Annotated in this window: 11 protein-coding genes; 5 read left to right on the forward strand and 6 right to left on the reverse strand. The window is 53.7% G+C overall.

Translation table 11 applies throughout. The features are described 5' to 3' along the window. Positions 1 to 48 precede the first annotated feature (48 nt). From GW590_RS16435 to greB, 5 genes are all read right to left on the reverse strand, one after another. The gene (locus GW590_RS16435; RefSeq protein ID WP_169404138.1) at positions 49 to 306 is read right to left on the reverse strand and encodes a FeoC-like transcriptional regulator; all 258 of its coding nucleotides are present in this window, start codon (positions 304 to 306) and stop codon (positions 49 to 51) included. Positions 307 to 308: 2 nt separating this feature from the next. Continuing rightward, complete coding sequence (feoB, locus tag GW590_RS16440) at positions 309 to 2,624, reverse strand: Fe(2+) transporter permease subunit FeoB (RefSeq protein WP_169404139.1); 2,316 nt, start codon at positions 2,622 to 2,624, stop codon at positions 309 to 311. 34 nt (positions 2,625 to 2,658) lie between these two features. Beyond that, positions 2,659 to 2,886, reverse strand: coding sequence for a ferrous iron transporter A (gene feoA, locus GW590_RS16445; protein WP_169404140.1), 228 nt, complete (start codon positions 2,884 to 2,886; stop codon positions 2,659 to 2,661). Positions 2,887 to 3,191: 305 nt separating this feature from the next. Continuing rightward, the gene (locus GW590_RS16450) at positions 3,192 to 5,534 is read right to left on the reverse strand and encodes a Tex family protein (protein ID WP_169404141.1); all 2,343 of its coding nucleotides are present in this window, start codon (positions 5,532 to 5,534) and stop codon (positions 3,192 to 3,194) included. A 126-nt stretch (positions 5,535 to 5,660) separates the two neighbouring features. Then, positions 5,661 to 6,134: a transcription elongation factor GreB gene (gene greB, locus GW590_RS16455; protein WP_169404142.1), complete on the reverse strand. Its 474-nt coding sequence runs from the start codon at positions 6,132 to 6,134 to the stop codon at positions 5,661 to 5,663. Positions 6,135 to 6,401: 267 nt separating this feature from the next. Between greB and GW590_RS16460 the strand changes: the two genes are divergently transcribed. The 4 genes from GW590_RS16460 to envZ all read left to right on the forward strand — a co-directional run bounded on the left by GW590_RS16460 (position 6,402) and on the right by envZ (position 17,120). Beyond that, positions 6,402 to 12,401, forward strand: a complete 6,000-nt coding sequence (locus GW590_RS16460) for an alpha-2-macroglobulin family protein (protein WP_169404143.1) — start codon at positions 6,402 to 6,404, stop codon at positions 12,399 to 12,401. 58 nt (positions 12,402 to 12,459) lie between these two features. Beyond that, positions 12,460 to 14,826, forward strand: a complete 2,367-nt coding sequence (gene pbpC / locus GW590_RS16465; protein WP_169404144.1) for a penicillin-binding protein 1C — start codon at positions 12,460 to 12,462, stop codon at positions 14,824 to 14,826. 216 nt (positions 14,827 to 15,042) lie between these two features. Then, the gene (gene ompR / locus GW590_RS16470) at positions 15,043 to 15,762 is read left to right on the forward strand and encodes an osmolarity response regulator transcription factor OmpR (protein ID WP_009635740.1); all 720 of its coding nucleotides are present in this window, start codon (positions 15,043 to 15,045) and stop codon (positions 15,760 to 15,762) included. Then, complete coding sequence (gene envZ, locus GW590_RS16475) at positions 15,759 to 17,120, forward strand: two-component system sensor histidine kinase EnvZ (RefSeq protein WP_169404147.1); 1,362 nt, start codon at positions 15,759 to 15,761, stop codon at positions 17,118 to 17,120. Before ompR ends, envZ begins: the two co-directional genes overlap by 4 nt. Positions 17,121 to 17,177: 57 nt before the next feature. Here the strand turns inward: envZ and pckA are convergent, their stop codons facing one another. After that, positions 17,178 to 18,797, reverse strand: coding sequence for a phosphoenolpyruvate carboxykinase (ATP) (gene pckA, locus GW590_RS16480; protein ID WP_169404148.1), 1,620 nt, complete (start codon positions 18,795 to 18,797; stop codon positions 17,178 to 17,180). A gap of 441 nt (positions 18,798 to 19,238) precedes the next feature. Between pckA and GW590_RS16485 the strand changes: the two genes are divergently transcribed. Then, positions 19,239 to 20,882, forward strand: coding sequence for a methyl-accepting chemotaxis protein (locus tag GW590_RS16485; RefSeq protein WP_169404149.1), 1,644 nt, complete (start codon positions 19,239 to 19,241; stop codon positions 20,880 to 20,882). Positions 20,883 to 21,133 lie beyond the last annotated feature (251 nt).

Below are 21,133 nucleotides of genomic sequence, written 5' to 3' on the forward strand. Positions count from 1 at the left end.
GCAAGTAACAGGCCAGCTCCGGGCAACATCAGAGGCTGGCTCGCAAGGTCAGACGTTTGACTGATCCCGCAATCGATAGTAGGGAACACTCTGGCATTTTTTACCTTGCAGACAAGTTTTGCATTGACCGCTGAGGGTAACCGGTTGTTGAACCTGCTCGGCTTTTTGCATCAGCACCAGACGCTCAAGCATTGCCTGCACCAGAGGCTCCGAGGCCTGCAACTTATGGCTTAGCTCGCGGGCGTTGCTGACGCCCGCGAATGCCAGTTGATCCCTGACATCAGTCAGGCTGCACGGATTCGCCATGGCTAGTGGCAATCGCCGGAGCTGACTTTACAACAGGAGACCGGATCACGGCTGACCAGTGTGCCGGTGACCCGACTGCGTGAGCGACGCAGCCCGGTCAGGATCAGCGCGTTAACGATCAGTACCGTGACGATAATTACTGCACTGTGTGTTGGATGATCAGTGAAGGTGGCGGCCTGGTAAAACAGTGTGGCCAGAGAATAGGCGACGTTTAATCCCCAGAGGATCGAGAAGGTCATCCAGTTGCGATTGGTTTCACGGGCAATTGCCCCCATCACCGACACGCAGGGTACATACAGCAAGACAAAAATCAGATAGCTGTAGGCGGAAATAGCGGTACCAAACTGGGTGCTCATCACACCCATTGAACTGGCGGACATATTGCCGTCGCCCTTGCTCGCTTCAATCGGGTTAGACAGTACGCTGACGCTAAAGGTGCTCTGCAAGTTGCTCCAGGTGGTGCCGACTGCACCTGTCAACGCTCCCCACAGGTCAAAGCTTGCCGGATCAAAGGGGGCGGTAGTGATTTTTTCGGCGGTATACAAGGTATTAAGAGTACCTACTACCACCTCTTTGGCCATTGCCCCGGTAACCAGACCGACGGTCGCCTGCCAGTTATCCGGATGGATGCCCATTGGCGTCAGCAGCGGAGTCAGTACTTTACTGACGCTGGCCAATGCCGAGTCATTGATGCTGTCGACGGCTTTACCATTAAAAGAAAAACTGTTGAGTGCACCGATAAACACGCTGGCGATGATGATCACTCGGCCCGCGCGCAGTACAAAGCCTTTCAGGCGTTGCCAGGTTTGCAGCAGCAGGCTTTTCATATGCGGAATATGGTAAACCGGCAGTTCCATAATAAAGGGCGAGGCTTCACCGCGCATAATGGTGTGCTTCATCACCAATCCGGTAAGAATGGCAACCACAATACCCAGCATATACAGCGAGAAGACAATGGATGCACCTTGCTGGCCAAAAAAGGCAGCCGAAAAAACGGCAAATATTGCCAGACGTGCGCCGCAGGACATAAAGGGGGCCATCATGATGGTCATCAGGCGTTCGCGTGGTGCATCCAGGGTGCGCGACCCCATAATGGACGGTACATTACAGCCGAAACCGACGATCAGCGGCACAAAGGATTTACCGGGCAGACCCAACGACTGCATCAGTCGGTCCATAACAAAAGCGGCACGGGCCATATAGCCCGAATCTTCCAGAAAGGATAAAAACAGGTACATCATGCCGATTTGCGGCACCAATGGCAGCACGGTGTTAATCCCGCCGCCAATACCCTGAGCAAGGAACAGGGTTAGCCAGTTCGGGAAGTGCAGCATATAGCCAACCCACTGGGTACCCTGAATAAAGAGTGTGGCCGAGCCGACATCAAACAGTGGTTGCAGTGCACCACCGATATTAATCGCCATCACAAACATCAAATACATCACCAGCAGAAAAATAGGCACGCCGAGAAAGCGATTGAGGATCACTTTATCCAGTGCCTGGGTGAGTTTGTTTGGCAGGGTGAGATGTGAGTTACTGATCTTGGCACACAGTGCGGCAATCGCCTGGTAGCGGCAATCGGCAATGGTCAGCGCCGGATCGTCAATTTGCTGCTGTGCCAGACGTCTTTGCACTTGCGGCAGCAGGGCGTTGGCATTACCGGCGTGGGTGGCGCTATAGATGTCACCTTCCAGCATTTGCAGGGCCAGCCAGTTTCTGCGCAACGCCGTGGTATCGGCCGGCATCGCTGCTGCCAGCGTGGCCACTTCCTGCATCATCACCTGCGGATAGATCACCCGCTGGAAGTCCTGAGGGGCCGGGCAGCTATCCACCGCACTTTTCAGTTCTTCGATACCGTTGCCGCGGGTAGAAATCAGCGCAACCACCGGGCAGCCCAATTGGGCGGACAGGGCGGGAATATCAATATCAATATGCTGGGCTTTGGCAATATCGAGCATATTGAGGGCTACCACGCAGGGGACGCCGAGTTCCAGCAGTTGCAACGTGAGATAGAGATTACGCTCAAGATTGGAGGCATCGATCACGTTGATCAGCAGATCGGCTTCGCCGCTGAGTATATAGTGGCAGGCAATTTGCTCATCCAGCGAGGTTTGCTGCGAGATAGTGGTCAGGGAGTAAGTCCCTGGTAAATCTACCAGTGTCACCTGGTTTTCTGCGGTAGAGAAGGTGCCTTCTTTACGCTCGACGGTGACCCCGGCCCAGTTGCCGACGCGCTGGCGGGAGCCGGTTAACTGGTTAAAAAGGGTAGTTTTCCCTGAGTTTGGGTTACCAATCAACCCAATTGTCATTTTTTTCATTGTGTTATCTCGGCAAAAATTATCATCAGCAAGCTTATTTTTCCTGCAACTCAAGCGTCAGCAACTGCAGATCCTTTTTGCGCACAACCAGACTGGTGCGGCGGGTTTCAATTTGCAGCGGGTCACCTAAAGGGGCGACGCGAAGTACGCTGAATTGAGAACCGGGCAGCATGCCGAGTGAAAGCAATTTCTGACGATAGGCAGGACTGATGTCACGAGAAAAACCAGTGATTTTGTAGGATCGCTGAGTTTGAAATTGCATAGAGAACCTCATTTTGCCCGCAGGCCTGGAAGTGACATACCCTGAAAAGGTGCTATTTAGCTTACTGAATACAAATGATAATGATAATCTTTATCAAAATAGATTCTAATAGATGGAAGTTAAACAAACGATTTTCAGTTGTTAGATGTGTCCGTTGCGTGACTATCCTATGCCGGAGGCTGGCGGGATTTATTGATGTAGCGCACGAAATAAACAGGAATCATTGTCAATAACCGCTTTGGCGGTGAAAAGGTTCACCACCGAAAATCCGGCAGTGAACCTTAAGCAGGCAATAATTATGTAGGTTAGCGTTTTTTGCCTAACGCTGCCGCCAGTGCATCACTCATCGCACTGTTACCGGCACTGCCACCGCCACCACTGCGCGCCGCGGGAGCGTTGCTGCGTTTTGCCGGTGCTTCACGGCCTTTGCTGGCTACCGGCGTAGCCGGTCCACTGCGGCGGGCAGGGGCTTCGCCCGGTTGCTCATCCAGACGCATGGTCAAGGCAATACGCTTGCGTTGCAGATCGACTTCCATCACTTTGACTTTCACGATATCGCCGGTTTTCACCACCGTATGCGGGTCTTCGACGAACTTGTTGGCCAGCGAGGAGATATGCACCAGACCGTCCTGATGTACGCCGATATCGACAAAAGCACCAAAGTTGGTGACGTTGGTTACCGTACCTTCGAGGATCATCCCCAGCGTCAGGTCGTTCATGGTTTCCACGCCCTCGGCAAAGGTTGCCGTTTTAAATTCAGGACGCGGGTCATGGCCCGGTTTTTCCAGCTCTTTGATAATATCGGTCACCGTCGGTACACCAAAGCGCTCGTCGGTAAATTCGCTGACTTTCAGTCCGCGCAGCACGTTTGAGTCACCCATCAGCTCTTTCAGCGCCAACTCGGTCGCGGCGAGAATACGTTCCACCACCGGGTAAGTTTCCGGGTGGACGGTCGAGGCATCCAGCGGGTTGTCGCCATGATTGATGCGCAGGAAGCCAGCGCATTGTTCAAAGGCTTTTGGCCCCAGGCGGCTGACTTTCAGCAACTGTTCGCGATTGCGGAACTGGCCGTTTTCGTCGCGCCAGTTAACGATATTCTGCGCCATCATGCGCGTTAAGCCGGCGACGCGGGTAAGCAGCGGCACCGAGGCGGTATTGAGATCGACGCCCACGGCATTCACGCAGTCTTCGACCACGGCGTCGAGTTTTTTTGCCAACAGGCTCTGGCTGACATCGTGCTGATACTGGCCGACACCGATTGATTTCGGGTCGATTTTTACCAGCTCGGCCAGCGGATCCTGTAAACGGCGGGCGATAGACACCGCACCGCGAATAGAAACGTCAAGATCCGGGAACTCCAGTGCCGCCAGTTCGGAAGCAGAATAGACCGAGGCCCCGGCTTCGCTGACAATGACTTTTTGCGCAATCACCGCCGGGAACTGTTTTTGCAGCTCAATAAAGAAGCGTTCGGTTTCCCGTGAGGCGGTACCGTTGCCGATGGCCACCAGTTCAACCTGGTGCTTGATGCACAGCGCGGCAACCTGCTGCGCCGCTTTCGCCGCCTGACCGGTGTGCGGATAGACGGTGTCGGTAGCGACCAGTTTGCCGGTGTTATCGACCACCGCCACTTTAACCCCGGTACGCAGTCCCGGATCCAGCCCCATGGTGGCGCGCATCCCGGCAGGAGCGGCCATTAGCAGATCCTGCATATTGCGGGCAAAGACGTTAATGGCTTCGTCTTCGGCGCGCTCACGCAGGGTACTCATCAGCTCGGTTTCCAGATGCATCAACACCTTGATGCGCCAGGTCCAGTTTACCACCGCGCGACGCCAGACATCGGCAGGGGCGTTGTTGAGCTTGAGACCGAGGTGATCGATGATGATCAGTTCGGCGTAGCTTTCCCGTGGCGGTTCGTCACTTTGCGGATCGGCATTTAGCGCCAGTTGCAAGATACCTTCGTTACGGCCACGGAACATGGCCAGCGCCCGGTGGGAAGGTACCTGGGCAATAGGTTCGTGATGATCGAAGTAGTCGCGAAATTTGGCCCCTTCCTGCTCTTTGCCTTCGACCAGGTGAGACGTCAGATGGGCGTTCTTCCACAGATACTCACGCACTTTAGCCAACAGTGCGGCGTCTTCGGCAAAGCGTTCCATCAGAATATAGCGTGCGCCATCGAGGGCGGCTTTGACATCGCCGACGCCTTTATCGGCATCGACGTAGACGGCGGCAGCCAGTTCCGGCTGTTGCTGCGCATCTTGCCATAACAGCTCGGCCAGCGGTTGCAGACCGGCTTCAATAGCGATCTGGCCCCGGGTACGGCGTTTCGGTTTATAAGGCAGGTAGAGGTCTTCCAGCTCGGTTTTGCTCAGCGTGCCATTAATGGCCGTGGACAGTTCCTCGCTTAACTTGCCCTGTTCCTCAATGGATTTGAGAATGGTCTGGCGACGATCCTCCAGTTCACGCAGATAGCCGAGTCGGCTGTCCAACTGACGCAGTTGGGTATCATCCAACCCGCCGGTGACTTCCTTACGATACCGTGCAATAAAAGGCACGGTATTACCTTCATCCAGTAAGCGGACGACAGAAGCGACCTGCTCCGGACGTACCTGCAATTCTGTCGCGATAATGCGGCTCAGTTGATCATTCATAAGTCGGGTATCAGTTTTTCGTTAATAGAGGACGTGAAAACAGGGGGACAGTTATACGTTTTGAACGCCAAAAATGCCAGTCATCTGCACGTTGTGACTGGCGTTTTGAGATAGTTGGAACCGCGATCAGCAATTATAAGTGATCTCGTTGACATACCAGAGCGCGTCGCCAACCGGGGTATTGACCACCGCACTGTCTCCGACCTCTTTTTTCAGCAGTGCGCGCGCCATCGGCGAGTCGATGGAAATATAGTCTTTACGGCCAAAGATCTCATCGTAACCGACGATGCGGAAACGCTTGCTCTCGCCGTCAGCATTTTCAATCTCGACCCAGGCGCCAAAGAACACTTTGCCATCCTGCTGCGGTGAATAGTCAACAATACGCAGCTGTTCCATGCATTTGGTCAGGTATCTTATGCGGCGGTCGATCTCGCGCAGGCGTTTTTTGTTGTACTGATAATCGGCATTTTCGCTTCTGTCGCCCAGGCTGGCAGCCCAGGTCACTTTTTTGGTGACTTCAGGACGCTCTTCGCGCCAGAGAAAATCCAGCTCGGTTTTCAGCTTGTTATAACCTTCACGGGTAATCAGTTTAGTCTTCATGTCATTTGTCGCTTATCCACAAAATCCTGACGCCATTGTTTCACACAATGGCGTCGCTGACAGCGCAGAAATCAGCTGAAAAAACCTGCTGCCGACTACGCTTTATCTGATGGCTTTTTAGCCAGAGAGTGATTATCCTTCGCTACAATTCTTGCGGTTTTTTACCGTTGGAAATTCTGTGTAATAATATGAATTATTTAAACCTTTTAGTTTAATAAAAAAGCGCTTCAGTTTATCGGTCACCAGGATCGGAGGAGACAACTGCAAATGGATTTATTGAGATTCTTACTTCGCCTGCCTTTTACCTTGCTAAAAGGCCTCTTCCGAACACTGGCCTTTATTCTGTCTTTGCTGGGTCGTATTTTCAAACCACTGGTGGGTAATATCGACTGGCGGGCGCCCGGCTGGTGGACCGTTCTGTCTGGCTGGCTCAAACGAGGCTTTATCTGCCTTGAACGCGGGGTTGATACCTACCCGAAAACCGTTGCGGCAACGATTTTAGTCCTGCTTTGCGCCGCCGGTGCCGGCGTTTACGGTTGGCACTGGTGGTTGAACCGACCGCAACCTATTCAACCGGCTCCTATAGTCTATCGGGCCACCAGCGTACGGATCAGCGGCCCTGATGCGGTCAATTATAGTGCGCAGAAACCGCTGCCGCAGCCGGTCACTTTTAATTTTAGCAACGCCGCCGCGCCGCTGGTCGACGTGGGCAAAGTGATTGAAACCGGTATTACCCTGAAACCGGCAGTCGCCGGGGAGTGGAAGTGGCAAAGCGGCGATCGGCTGGTGTTTACCCCCAAAAACCCGCTGCCTATGGGGAGCAAATATGAAGTGGATATTATCCCTGACCTGTTGCTGGCACCGCAAAGCAAGCTGTCAGTAACCCACTATGAATTCAGCGCGCCGGCTTTTGATTATCAACTTGGCCAGGCCGAGTATTATCAGGACCCACAGGATGCGCAAAAACGCAGCGCCGTTTTTAACGTTAAATTTAACGCGCCGGTGGATGTCGCCAGTTTTGAAAAACAGATTTCCCTGGCTTTGAGCGAAGGGGAAAACAAGTCGCAAAGCAAACTCAATTACTCCGTGGTCTATGACCAGAAAAAACTCAACGCCTGGGTGCACTCCGAACCGCTGAAATCCCTCGATCACGGCGGGATGGTCTCTGTGACTGTTGCCGAAGGGATCAAGGCCTCGGTGGCGTCGAATGCTACCAGCCAGACGCGTAGCGCCACGGTGGCCGTACCGACGCTCTACAGCCTGACGGTCAAGGATGCCAGCGCGCAGGTGGTGGATGCTGAAGCTGCCAAGGGTGAACGTGCGTTGATCCTCGCTTTTAGCGATGCGGTAAAAGATAAAGATATCCGCCGTGCGGTAAAAGTCTGGCTGTTGCCGCAGCACGATCCCAACGATGAAGACGCGGCCAAGGGCGAGGATGACTACGCCAGCTGGCAGGTGGACCGCGTCGAAAATAACGTGCTTGCCCAGTCCACGCCATTGGACGTGCAATTAAATGATGCCGAAAGTGACTACCAGCCGCAGTTCAGTTTCCGCTTCGATGCGCCAGCACATCGTTCCATGCTGGTAGAGATAGACAATGTGCTGACCTCATTCGGTGGCTATAAAATGCCGGAAAAAATCTATCGCATTGTGCAGGTTCCGGATTATCCCAAAACCCTGCAATTTATGTCGCAGGGTTCGCTGCTGTCGGTGAAGGGTGACAAGCAAATCAGCATCGCCGCGCGCAATGTGCCGGGTTTGCGTCTGGATATCAAACGGGTGATCCCGAGCCAGCTGCAACACATCGTTTCCTTCAAGAGTCGGCAATATTCCTCGGCAGATTTTAATCGTCTGAATGATGAGTATTTTACTGAGCACTTCAGCTATCAGACCGCAGTAAAGAACGATAAGCCGGGTGAGGTCAATTACCAGGGCGTCGATCTCTCCCGCTATTTATCTACCGATCCCCGTTCGCACCGCGGTGTGTTCCTGTTGACGCTGTCGTCATGGGATCCGCAGAAAAAAGCCGAATCGACCGTCAGCAATGATGATGAGGCGCAGGATCAGCAGGAGCAGAACGCAGACGAGGCGCCGGTGGGCGATTCGCGCTTTGTGGTGGTTACCGATCTGGGGATTATCGCCAAACGTTCGCAGGATAAAACCCGCGACGTATTTGTACAGTCAATTCAGCAGGGTACACCGGTCGGCAATGCCAGGGTTTCGGTGATCGCCAAAAACGGCGTCACGCTGCTGAGCGAAATGACCGGCGCTGACGGCCATGTGCACTTTCCGGCGCTGGATGTTTACACCAACGAACGCCAGCCGGTGATGTTCCTGGTGGAAAAAGAGGGCGATGTCTCTTTCCTGCCAGCCGATCGCAATAACGATCGTGGTCTCGATTTCTCGCGTTTTGATGTGGCGGGTGAACAAACACCGGACGATCCGCGTACCCTGAGCAGCTATCTGTTCTCCGATCGCGGGGTTTATCGCCCCGGCGACACCTTTAATATCGGGCTAATCACCCGTGCCGCCGACTGGAGTATGGCCCTTGGCGGTGTGCCGGTACGCGCTGAGATCCACGATCCGCGCGACAAGCTGATGAGCACCATCCCGCTAACGCTGGGGTCCAGTGGTTTTAATGAACTGAGTTATACCACCGATGAAAATTCACCCACCGGTGAATGGAACGTCTATCTGTATCTAATCGGCAAGAACAATGAATCTTCCACGTTGCTGGGTTATACCGCGGTAAACGTGAAAGAGTTTGAACCAGACCAACTGAAAGTAAAACTGCAACTGACGCCGGAGCGCAAACAGGGCTGGGTAAAACCGTCGCAACTGCAGGCCAATATCGATGTGCAGAATTTGTTTGGTACCCCGGCCCAGGATCGCCGCGTAGCATCGAAACTGACGCTGCGCCCGATGTATCCGAGTTTCGATAAATTTGCCGACTATCGCTTCTACGAAGATCGTCAGAACAATGACGGCTTTGAAACGGCACTGGAAGACCGCACCACCGATGACAAGGGCGCGGCAAATATTCCGCTGGATCTGCATTCTTACGCCGATGCCACCTATCAGCTGCAACTGCTGTCCGAAGCCTTTGTGGCTGGCGGCGGGCGCTCGGTGGCTGCCACCGCCCATGTGCTGGTATCGCCCTATGATTATCTGGTTGGTGTAAAACCGGATGGCGATCTGGGGTATATCAATCGCGGTGCCATACGTCATCTGCAACTGATTGCCGTTGACCCTACCCTGGCACAAATCGCGCTGCCTGACCTGAAAGTTGCGCTGATTGAACAGAAATATATCTCGGTGCTGACCAAACAGGATTCCGGCATCTATAAATATCAGTCAAAACTGAAGGAAGTGCCGCTGTCGGAACAGCCGCTGTCGCTAAGCGCACAAGGCAATGCGCTGACGCTGGCCACCGACAAACCCGGTGATTTTGTGCTGGTGGTCGAAGACGCGCAAGGCCGGGTGCTTAATCGCATCGCCTATAGCGTTGCCGGTAATGCCAACCTCAGTCGCTCGCTGGACAGAAATGCCGAGCTGAAGCTGAAACTGAATCAGGGCGAATACCTGCCGGGGGATGAAATCGAGGTATCGATCAATGCGCCTTATACCGGCAGCGGGCTGATCACCATTGAGAAAGACAAAGTCTACGGCTGGCAGTGGTTCCATACCGACACCACCAGTTCAGTGCAAAAAATCCGTATCCCGGCGGGCATGGAAGGTAACGGTTATATCAACGTGCAGTTTGTCCGTGATGTCAATTCCGATGAAATCTTTATGAGCCCGCTAAGCTATGGTGTCATGCCGTTCAAAATCAGTACCAAAGGGCGGCAAAACGCGCTGCAGGTCAGTGCGCCGGAGGTGATTAAACCGGGCGAAAACCTGAGGATGACCGTTAAAACCACCGGCCCGCAGCAGGTCGCGCTGTTCGCCGTCGACGAAGGAATTTTGCAGGTGGCGCGTTATCGCCTGAAAGATCCCCTCGAGTACTTCTTCCGCAAACGTGAGCTAGGCGTAGAGAGCTCGCAAATCCTCGATCTGATCCTGCCAGAGTTTAGTAAATTAATGAAACTGGCGGCAGCACCCGGCGGTGACGGCGGCGGCGGCCTGGATCTCAACGTCAATCCGTTTAAACGCAAGCGTGACAAGCCGGTGGCTTACTGGTCCGGTATTACCGAAGTCAACGGCGAGAAGCAGTTTGATTATCCGGTGCCGGGGTACTTTAACGGCAAAATCCGCGTGATGGCGATTTCCGTTACGCCGGACAAAATCGGTAACGCGCAAACTTCTGCCACGGTGCGCGACGACTTTATTATGACCCCTAACGTACCGTCGATGGTGGCTCCGGGGGATGAGTTTGACGTCAGCGTTGGTGTCAGTAATAACCTCGAGGGGCTGAATGGACAAAGTGTCGATATCGCCGTGCATCTCAGCGTCCCGCCTCAGTTGGACGTGGTCGGCAGCGCCGATCAAAACCTGTCGCTGGCTGAAAAACGTGAAGGGGTGATTAACTTCCGCTTACGGGCCAATGCTGTACTGGGTGATGCGCCGCTGACCTTTGACGCCAGGTATGCGGATAAAACCAGCCGCCGCACCATTAGCACCTCGGTACGTCCGGCAATGCCATTCCGCACCCAGTCAATCATGGGGCGCATGAGTGGTAGCAGCCAGAATATTGATAATCTGCGACAGATGTTTGCTGCTTATGCGGTGCAAAAGGCGGCGGTGTCCAACTCGCCGCTGGTGCTGACCCGCGGGTTGTCGCAGTACCTGGCGGATTATCCCTATTACTGTTCAGAGCAGATTGTCAGCCGTTCGCTGCCGATGGTTCTGGAAGGCTTGCATCCGGAGCTAAGAGGCGCACTGAATCAGACGCAAATCGATAAAAAGCTGAAAGATATGCTGGCCATACTGCGTTCACGGCAGAACGACAGCGGCGCGATTGGCCTGTGGCGCTCGTCACCGGACAGCGATCCCTTTGTTACCCCTTACGTGGTGCAGTATTTGCTGGAAGCCAGGGCGGCGGGGGTTGCCTTGCCGGACGGTATGCTCGACGAAGCCAATGACGCACTGCGTGAGCTGGCTACTAATCAAAATGACAATCTCTACCAGCTGCGTCTGCGGGCATGGGCAGTCTATTTGCTGACGCGTCAGGGTGAGATCACCACCGGCGCGCTGGCGGCGGTACAAAACAGCCTGCAGCAACGCTATGCGGATCGCTGGCAAACGGATCTCAGCGCGCTCTATCTGGCGTCCTCTTATCATCTGCTGAAAATGGATACGGAAGCCAACAAGCTGTTGCAGCCCACCTGGAAGGAGATGAGTCGAGCCTATGATAAAGCCTGGTGGACACAGAGTTACTTTGATCCGCTGGTGCAGGACGCCACGCGTCTCTATCTGATCACCCGTCACTTCCCGGAAAAAGTGTCATCCATCCCGCCGCAGGTGCTGGAAAATATGGTCAAAGCGCTGAAAGAGGAACGTTACACCACCTATTCATCGGCGATGAGCATTTTGGCACTGGAGAGTTATTCCACGCAGGTTGCCGCACAGGCCACGGCGGATGGGCTGAAAATCACCGAGATCGGCAACAATAAGCAGGTTGTTCCGCAGCTGATTTCGCGTATTCAGGGGCTGCTGGCGACCGCCGATTTCAGTGCAGAGGCCCAGGCACTGCGCTTTGAAAACGCTAACGATGCTCCCGCCTGGTATGTGGTAACGCAGGCTGGTTACGATCTGGCGGCACCGAAAAAAGCCATTGCGCGCGGCCTGGAGATCACCCGTGATTACACCGATGAACAGGGTAAAGCGGTGACGCAAGTCACTTTGGGGCAGAAAGTGAATGTCCACCTGAAAATTCGCGCCAATTCGAAAGAGGGGCAAAGCAATCTGGCGATTGTCGATTTACTGCCGGGCGGGTTTGAAGTGGTGCAGCAAACGCCACCGCCACCAGCGTCTGACGGCAGCGATGATAACAGCGATGCAGACGCCTCGGCGTCGTGGCAATCGCCGCTGGCGGTCTCCGGTTCTACCTGGGCGGCGGATTATAGTGATATTCGCGAAGATCGGGTGGTGATTTACGGCAGTGCCACTAGCAATGTGCAGGAGTTTGTTTATCAGATCAAAGCCACCAATACCGGTAGCTTTATTATCCCGCCGGCGTATGGCGAGGCGATGTATGACCGTGAAGTTCAGGCGCTGTCGGTCAGCGACCAGAAACTGGTGGTGGTACCGGCTGATAAAGTAAAATAATCATCGAAGTTCGCGCCCCGCCATTGCCGGCGGGGCGTAACCTGTCCCGAGTAGCCAGATGATCACCTTTTCCGCATTTTCCAGGGTAGCGAAGCGGCTGCTGCAAAATATCGCCATGGCGGTGTTTTTACTGGCGCTGGTCGTGCTGACCTGCCGCCTGTGGCCGCATCCGCCGCTTTCGCAGGGGCAACCGTTCTCCTCTGTCTATTATGACCGCCAGGGCACGCTGATGCGCATCAGCCTGGCCAACGACGATCGCTATCGGCTATGGACACCGTTGGCGCAGGTGTCGCCATTGGCGGTGCGCGGACTGTTGCTGCATGAGGATCGCTGGTTTTATATTAATCCCGGTTTTAACCCCTTTAGCCTGCTGCGCGGTTTTTGGCGCAGTTATGTGGCAGGGGGGAAGATGCAGGGCGGTTCGACCATCAGCATGCAACTGGCGCGCATGCACTGGCATCTGAATACCCGCACCCCCTCGGGCAAGGTGATACAGGTGCTGCGTGCGGTGCAGTTGGAGCTGAGTTATTCCAAACATGACATTCTCGAAGCCTATCTGAACTACGCGCCCTATGGCCGCAATATCGAGAGCATTGGCGCGGCCAGTCTGATCTATTTTAATAAGGCACCGCAAGATTTGACGCTGCCGGAAGCGCTGACGCTGGCAGTTTTGCCGCAGTCGCCCAGTTTGCGCATTAATGCCAAAACCGGAGTGGTGGGTACAGCGCTGACTCAGGCGCGAAATCGGCTGTTCCAGTCCTGGCAGCGAAAATACGCCACTGACAGCAGTCAGATAGCGCTATTCAAACTGCCGCTGGCACTGCGCCAGCCGGAGCTGATGCCCTATATTGCGCCGCATTTTGTTGAGCAACTGCGTCAGCAGAACCAGCAGATTATCCGCACCGATACCCGTATTGACACCACGCTGGATGCCAATTTACAGCGGCTGGTGGCGCGACAGGTCAATGCCTTTATCGCTCGCAACCAAAGTCGCGGTATTCACAACGCCGCCGTGCTGCTGGTGGATAGCCGTGATATGGGGGTGCGGGCGCTGGTGGGGTCGGCTGATTATTATAACCACGATATTCAGGGGCAGGTGAACGGCACCAACGCCAAACGTTCGCCGGGCTCGGCGCTCAAGCCGTTTATTTACGCCTTGGGTATGGAGCAGGGGGTGCTGCACCCAATGACCATTCTCAAGGATGTGCCTTCGGCCTTTGGTGCCTACGCACCGGAGAATTTTGACCGTCGTTTTCTCGGACCAGTAACGGCGACCAATGCTCTGAACTTTAGCCGCAATATTCCCGCCGTCTATGTAGCCTCTCAACTGCGGCAGCCGACCTTTTACCAGTTTCTGCGGCTGGCTGGCATTGCCAATATGTCCAGCGAGAACCACTACGGCCTGTCACTGGTGCTGGGCGGGGGCGAAGTGACCATGCAGGAGCTGGCCAGGCTGTATGCTTTGCTGGCCAATCGCGGCGTTCTGCAACCCTTGCGCATGCAGCAGCAGGATCCGCGCCCGACGCCGGTAAGGTTGCTTAGTGAAGAAGCCAGTTTTATGACCCTGGATATGCTGCGTCAGCACCGTCGTCCCGGGGATACCCTGGCTCAGGCGCCGTCTTCATTACCGGTATACTGGAAAACGGGCACCTCATGGGGATTTCGTGATGCCTGGAGCGTCGGTATTTTTGGTCCCTATGTGCTGGTGGTGTGGGAAGGCAACTTCGACAGCAAGGGTAATAACGTGTTTGTTGGCGCAGACGCCGCCGCGCCGCTGTTTTTCAATATTATCGACAGCATGGGTGCCAGCTACCCCGACCTGCAGGAGCCGAAATATCCGTTACCCAAACAGCTAAAACGGGTGGAGATCTGCCTTGCCAGCGGCAACTTGCCAACGCCCTGGTGCCAGCAGACCGGCAAAACCTGGTTTATTCCCGGTAAGTCGCCAATCAAGGTCGATACGGTTTATCGTCCGGTGCGGCTGGATAAAGTGACCGGTGAAGTGGCTTGCCCGCCTTATAAGCCAGATGAAACCCGCATTGAAGTGTTTGAGTTCTGGCCATCGGACCTGGCGAACGTCTTTGCCCAGGCCGGTTTACCCAAGCGTAAACCACCGGTGAATCATTGCAAGGAGGGACTGGTGGACGTCGGCGGTAATCCGCCGCGCATTACCTCGCCAACCAAAAATACCACCTATACCCTGCGGCAATCACAGCAGGGGCAAGATCGGATTTCATTTAACGCGGTGACCGATGCCGACAGTAAAACTCTGTACTGGTTTGTCGATGATATCTACCTCGGCAGCTCCGCCAGCAAAGCCGTTATCGACTGGCGGCCGATCAATAACGGGCAATATCGCATCCGTGCCGTCGACGATCGCGGTCGGGCAGATAGTCGTTTAATCAGTATTGAGATTGTGAATTAGCGGTTAAGGGGATGGAATCGGAATTTTTCCCTGCGACATTGCGTAACAAAGCAAAAGTAGGTAGCGAGAGACTCCTCTGATATTGTTGATAAATTAGGAAAAGCATAAGCATTGTTACAATTTCGACTAGAATATATACCATTAAAAGCTGTCGGTTCTCGCCCGCTTTTTTAACAATACCCGCATTCGGGTATGAGTACCTTTGGGAGTAATAAAATGCAAGAGAATCACAAGATTCTGGTGGTTGATGATGATATGCGTTTGCGCGCACTTTTAGAACGCTATCTGACCGAGCAGGGTTTCCAGGTACGTAGTGTCGCTAATGCTGAACAAATGGATCGTTTATTAACTCGTGAATCCTTCCATTTGATGGTTCTTGACCTGATGTTGCCAGGGGAAGACGGCCTGTCGATTTGCCGCCGCCTGCGCAGTCAAAGCAACCCGATGCCGATCATTATGGTCACCGCCAAGGGTGAAGAAGTCGATCGCATTGTCGGTTTGGAAATCGGTGCGGATGACTATATTCCCAAGCCGTTCAACCCGCGTGAACTGCTGGCCCGCATTCGTGCGGTACTGCGTCGTCAGGCCAACGAACTGCCGGGCGCACCGTCACAAGAAGAAGCGGTGATCTCCTTTGGCAAATTCAAACTGAATCTCGGCACCCGCGAAATGTTCCGCGAAGACGAACCTATGCCGTTAACCAGCGGTGAATTTGCGGTGTTAAAAGCCCTGGTCAGCCATCCGCGCGAGCCTTTGTCCCGCGACAAACTGATGAACCTGGCGCGTGGCCGTGAATACAGCGCCATGGAGCGTTCTATCGACGTACAGATTTCTCGTCTTCGCCGCATGGTAGAAGAAGATCCGGCGCATCCACGCTATATCCAGACCGTTTGGGGCCTGGGCTACGTATTTGTACCGGACGGCAGTAAGGCATGAGGCGAATACGCTTTTCACCGCGTAGCTCCTTTGCCCGAACGTTGCTGTTGATTGTCACCTTGCTGTTTGTCAGCCTGGTGACTACCTATCTGGTCGTGCTGAATTTCGCGATCCTGCCAAGTCTGCAGCAGTTCAATAAAGTCCTCGCTTACGAAGTCCGTATGCTGATGACCGACAAGCTGCAACTTGAGGATGGCACACTGCTGGAAGTGCCTCCGGCGTTTCGCCGTGAAATATACCGCGAGCTGGGTATCTCGCTGTATACCAACTCTGCTGCCGAAGAGAGTGGTTTACGCTGGGCACAACACTATGAGTTTCTGAGTCAGCAGATGGCTCAGCAGCTTGGTGGCCCTACCGATGTCCGCGTCGAGGTCAATAAAAATACCCCGGTAGTATGGTTAAAAACCTGGCTGTCCCCGGACATCTGGGTACGCGTTCCCTTGACCGAAATTCATCAGGGCGATTTCTCCCCGCTGTTCCGCTATACCCTGGCCATTATGTTGCTGGCGATTGGCGGTGCCTGGCTGTTTATCCGCATTCAGAACCGTCCGCTGGTTGAGCTGGAGCACGCTGCCTTGCAGGTGGGTAAAGGCATTATCCCGCCACCATTACGTGAATACGGCGCTTCTGAGGTGCGTTCGGTGACCCGGGCGTTTAATCAGATGGCTTCCGGGGTCAAGCAGTTGGCCGATGACCGCACCCTGTTGATGGCTGGCGTTAGCCACGATTTGCGCACGCCGCTGACTCGTATTCGTCTTGCTACCGAAATGATGAATAACGAAGACGGCTATCTTGCCGAGTCGATCAATAAAGATATTGAAGAGTGCAATGCGATTATCGAGCAGTTTATCGATTATCTGCGCACCGGGCAGGAGATGCAGACCGAAGTCAGCGATCTTAATGCCATTCTCGCCGAAGTAGTGGCCACCGAAAGTGGCTATGAGCGCGAAATTGAGACCGATCTGGTGGAAGGCGAAGTGCTGGCCAATGTTCATCCGCTGTCGATTAAACGCGCGGTGGTGAATATGGTGGTGAATGCCGCGCGCTACGGCAACGGCTGGATCAAAGTGAGTAGCGGTCGTGAACTCTATCGCTGCTGGTTCCAGGTTGAAGACGACGGACCCGGTATTGCCCCGGATCAGTTAGCCCATCTGTTTCAGCCTTTTGTACGCGGCGATAGCGCCCGCAGCACCAGTGGTACCGGCCTTGGTCTGGCGATTGTCCAGCGAATTATCGATGCCCATGGCGGCACGCTGGATATCGGCAAGAGTCCACGCGGCGGCCTGCGTTTTCGCGCCTACCTGCCGCATTTAATTAAAGATGTTGCTAGCGTAGCGCCAGTCACGCCAGAGAAGTAACCTCACCGTCCTGCCTGATACCCCCTCTGCTGCCGTTACGCAGCCGAGGGGGCGTGCTTAGCGTTTTGGCCCGGCGTTGACCAGCGCTGCACCGGCCGGGTTATCGGTATATTGTGCAAAGTTGTCGATAAACCGCGTTGCCAGATCTTCTGCTTTGCTTTGCCATTCTTCGTCAGTGGCGTACGTCTGGCGCGGGTCGAGGATCTCCGTATCGACGCCAGACAGCGTCAATGGCACTGCCAGATCGAAAATCGGCAGTTGAAAGGTGGATTGATGGTCTATTTCACCGCTGAGGATGGCATCGATAATTGCCCGGGTATTTTTAATGGAGATACGCTTGCCGCTGCCGTTCCAGCCGGTGTTGACCAGATAGGCTTCCGCGCCTGCATCCTGCATGCGCTTGACCAGCACCTCGGCATATTGCGTAGGGTGGAGCGTCAGAAAGGCGGCACCAAAACAGGCGGAGAAGGTCGGCGTCGGCACGACAATGCCGCGTTCGGTACCGGCCAGTTTTGCAGTAAAGCCGGAAAGAAAGTGATACTGGGTCTGCTCGTGGGTCAGACAGGAGACCGGCGGCAGTACGCCAAAGGCATCCGCGGTCAAAAAGATCACTTTGGTGGCATGGCCCGCTTTCGACACCGGCTTGACGATATTGTGAATATGGTAGATGGGGTAGGAAACGCGAGTGTTTTCCGTTTTTGAGCCGTCGTCGAAGTCAATCACGCCCTGGGCATTGACTACCACGTTTTCCAGCAAGGCATCACGCTTGATGGCGGCAAAAATATCCGGTTCAGCGTCGCGACTCAGTTTGATGGTTTTGGCGTAGCAGCCGCCTTCAAAGTTAAATACCCCCTCACTGTCCCAGCCGTGTTCATCATCGCCAATCAACTGACGTTTGGGATCGGTGGACAGGGTGGTTTTACCGGTTCCCGACAAACCAAAGAACACCGCGACATCGCCTTGTTCGCCGACGTTGGCCGAACAGTGCATCGAGGCGATACCTTTCAGCGGCAGCAGGTAGTTCATGACTGAAAACAGGCCCTTTTTCATTTCTCCGCCGTACCAGGTGCCGCCGATCAGCTGCATGCCCTCGCTCAGGTTAAAAGCGACAAAGTTTTCGGAATTCAGTCCTTGCTGCTGCCAATGCGGATTGGTGCATTTGGCACCGTTCATCACCACAAAGTCGGGAATGAAATCGACCAGCTCTTGTTCAGAGGGGCGGATAAACATATTTTTGACAAAATGGGCCTGCCAGGCGACCTCGGTGATAAAGCGCACCTTCAGCCGGGAGTTAGCGTTGGCACCACAAAAGGCATCGACGACAAACAGGCGTTTTCCTGACAGTTGTTCCGCGACCAGCGTTTTCAGCGCCTGCCAGGTTTGCTGACTCATCGGGTGATTGTCGTTTTTCCCTGTGCCCTCATCTGACCACCAAATGGTATTACGGGTGGTGTCATCGCGGACGATATATTTATCTTTTGGCGAGCGGCCGGTAAAAATGCCGGTATCAACGTTTATTGCCCCTAACTCGGTAAGTTGACCTCGTTCAAAACCTTGCAGCTGGGGATCCTGTTCTTCCTGAAACAGCAATTCATAACTTGGATTATAAATAATATCATTGGCCTGCGAGATCCCGTATCGGCTAAGACTAGCTGCCAAAATAGGTGTAATAGACATATCCCTGCTCCTTATTTATAAGTCAGCCTGCGGATAGTGTAGAAAGAAGATGGGCGCTTTAATACCAGAGTCAGCAAATTATCGAGATTGCCCGCGAATTTTTGGCAAATTTGCGAGGCGTAGCACAAGGTGTATGTCGACAATAGTGAAAAAATAATTGGCCAGGCAGTAGAAATATTTTGAATTATTTTGTATAGATTTATCATGAATTTATCAATAAAGAATTGATCAGAACGATGTTTTAAGTCTGTTAAAACCTCTCATTGCTCACAAAGTTAAAAAGTTAAATTAAAGTTTCCTCGCTTTTCCTTCGATAACACTACTGGAGGACCCCCTGACTGACAACACCGTCTACAGCCCGCCGCCCGCTTCCCGTAGCGAGCATCAGCGACTGTCGACCGTTTATTTGCATGCAACTTAGCACGCTACCGAGGTATCACCATGACAATAACGAAAAGGCTGTTTTTTATTTTTACCTTGCTGGCCGTAGTACTCTGCGTGCTGGTTGGTATTTCACTTAAAGTAATCACTGGGTTTCAGACACGGTTTGAATATGTTCAGGAAAATACCATCCCGAGTATAATCAATCTGAGTAATAGTGGTAATGCCAGCAAGAATCTTAACCTGGCGCTGTATGAGTATCGCAGCCAGACGGATAGCGGTCAGCAACAGGCAATAGAAAAAAATATTGGCGATCAGCTGAGCAAGCTGAAAGCATTAACCGCTGATTATATGGCTAATGATATTTCCAATGATGAAGATAAAGCACTAACTCAGAATCATTTAAATATTATTGCCTCTATTGAAAGCCTTATTCCGCCATTTTTAGCAGCTTCCCGCGAACATCAGGATGCGGTCACTATGGCAATGCTGCAGGGCGACCAGGGGATCGGCGCTGCCATGCATAAATTGGCGAAAAGCTTACAGGCGCAGACCCAGCTCAATATTGATATTGGCAACGGTTTTCGCGCAGAAAATGGCGTGACCTATACCCGCGTATTTTGGGGACTGCTGGGATCTTCGGTAGTTGTGATTATTCTGGTTGGTGGCCTGGTGGGTAAAACCATTCTGGGTGTGCGCGGTAGTCTGAACAATATTCAAAAAGTGATGGTTAACGTCAGTGAAACATTAGATTTGACTCTTAAGGCTGATGATGCCCGTCACGATGAAATTGGCAAAACCTCGTTGGCGTTTAATACCTTGATGGCCAAGGTAGCCAGTGCGCTGAGTGCGGTAACGGATTCCGCGAACTCAGTCAGCTCGGCGTCTACCCAGATTGCGGCGGGCAACGAAGACTTGTCAGCGCGTACCGAAGAACAGGCGGCATCGCTGGAACAGACCTCAGCCAGTATGGCGACCCTGAGCGATACCGTGAAACAGAACGCCGAAAACGCCAGACAAGCCAGTACCCTGGCCGGTAATGCCAACGAAATGGCAGAACTCAGTGGTGGCTCCGTCTCTGCGATGGTGAAAACCATGGACGATATCAAAGCCAGCTCCAACAAAATTACCGAGATCACCGGCCTGATTGAAGGTATTGCTTTCCAGACCAATATCCTGGCACTGAATGCCGCAGTAGAAGCAGCCCGTGCCGGTGAACAAGGTCGCGGATTTGCGGTGGTGGCCAGCGAAGTGCGCAGTCTGGCACAACGCTCCTCTACGGCTGCCAAGGAAATTAAAGATCTGATTTCCACTTCAGCACAACTGGTGGAAAACGGTGCTGCACAGGCTGCGGATGTTGGTGGCAATATGGTGAAGGTACAGAGCTCGATCCGCCAGGTTGCCGATATCGTCGGTGAAATCGCCGCGGCCACCAGCGAACAGAGCCAGGGTATTGATCAGGTGCACTTGGCCGTTGGTCAGATGGACAGTGTGACTCAGCAGAACGCCGCGTTGGTTGAGGAGGCGTCTGCCGCCGCACAATCACTGCAAGAACAGGCAATGACGCTAAGCAATCTGGTTGGTACCTTTAGAGTACGTGCGCCAAATGCCGCCCTGGTTTCTAAGCCACTGAGGAGCGGAAAAGCTCTGCCACCGGCGGCTAAGACCCCGGCATTGTCAGAAGGCAACTGGAGTTCGTTTTAAGTTAAAGACTGCTGCGGCAAAGACAATATTGCCGCAGCCAGTTGACAGATGGTGGCTTTCTTACGCAAAAAAACCGCAAATCTGCGGTTTTTTTCAGACGGCTGACAAAGTCCGTTATTAGGGAGAGTGCACCGTTGGGGTCGTAGCGGGCTTGCCCGCCGGAGCGCCCCTAGGTGTGCTATGCCCGGGTATCTCGATCATCAAGACGACTTGGTCATCAAACGCAAAAAACCCGCAAATCTGCGGGTTTT

Origin of the sequence: Rouxiella aceris (assembly GCF_012933545.1) — a bacterium.
In the GTDB taxonomy this organism is placed as follows: domain Bacteria; phylum Pseudomonadota; class Gammaproteobacteria; order Enterobacterales; family Enterobacteriaceae; genus Rouxiella; species Rouxiella aceris.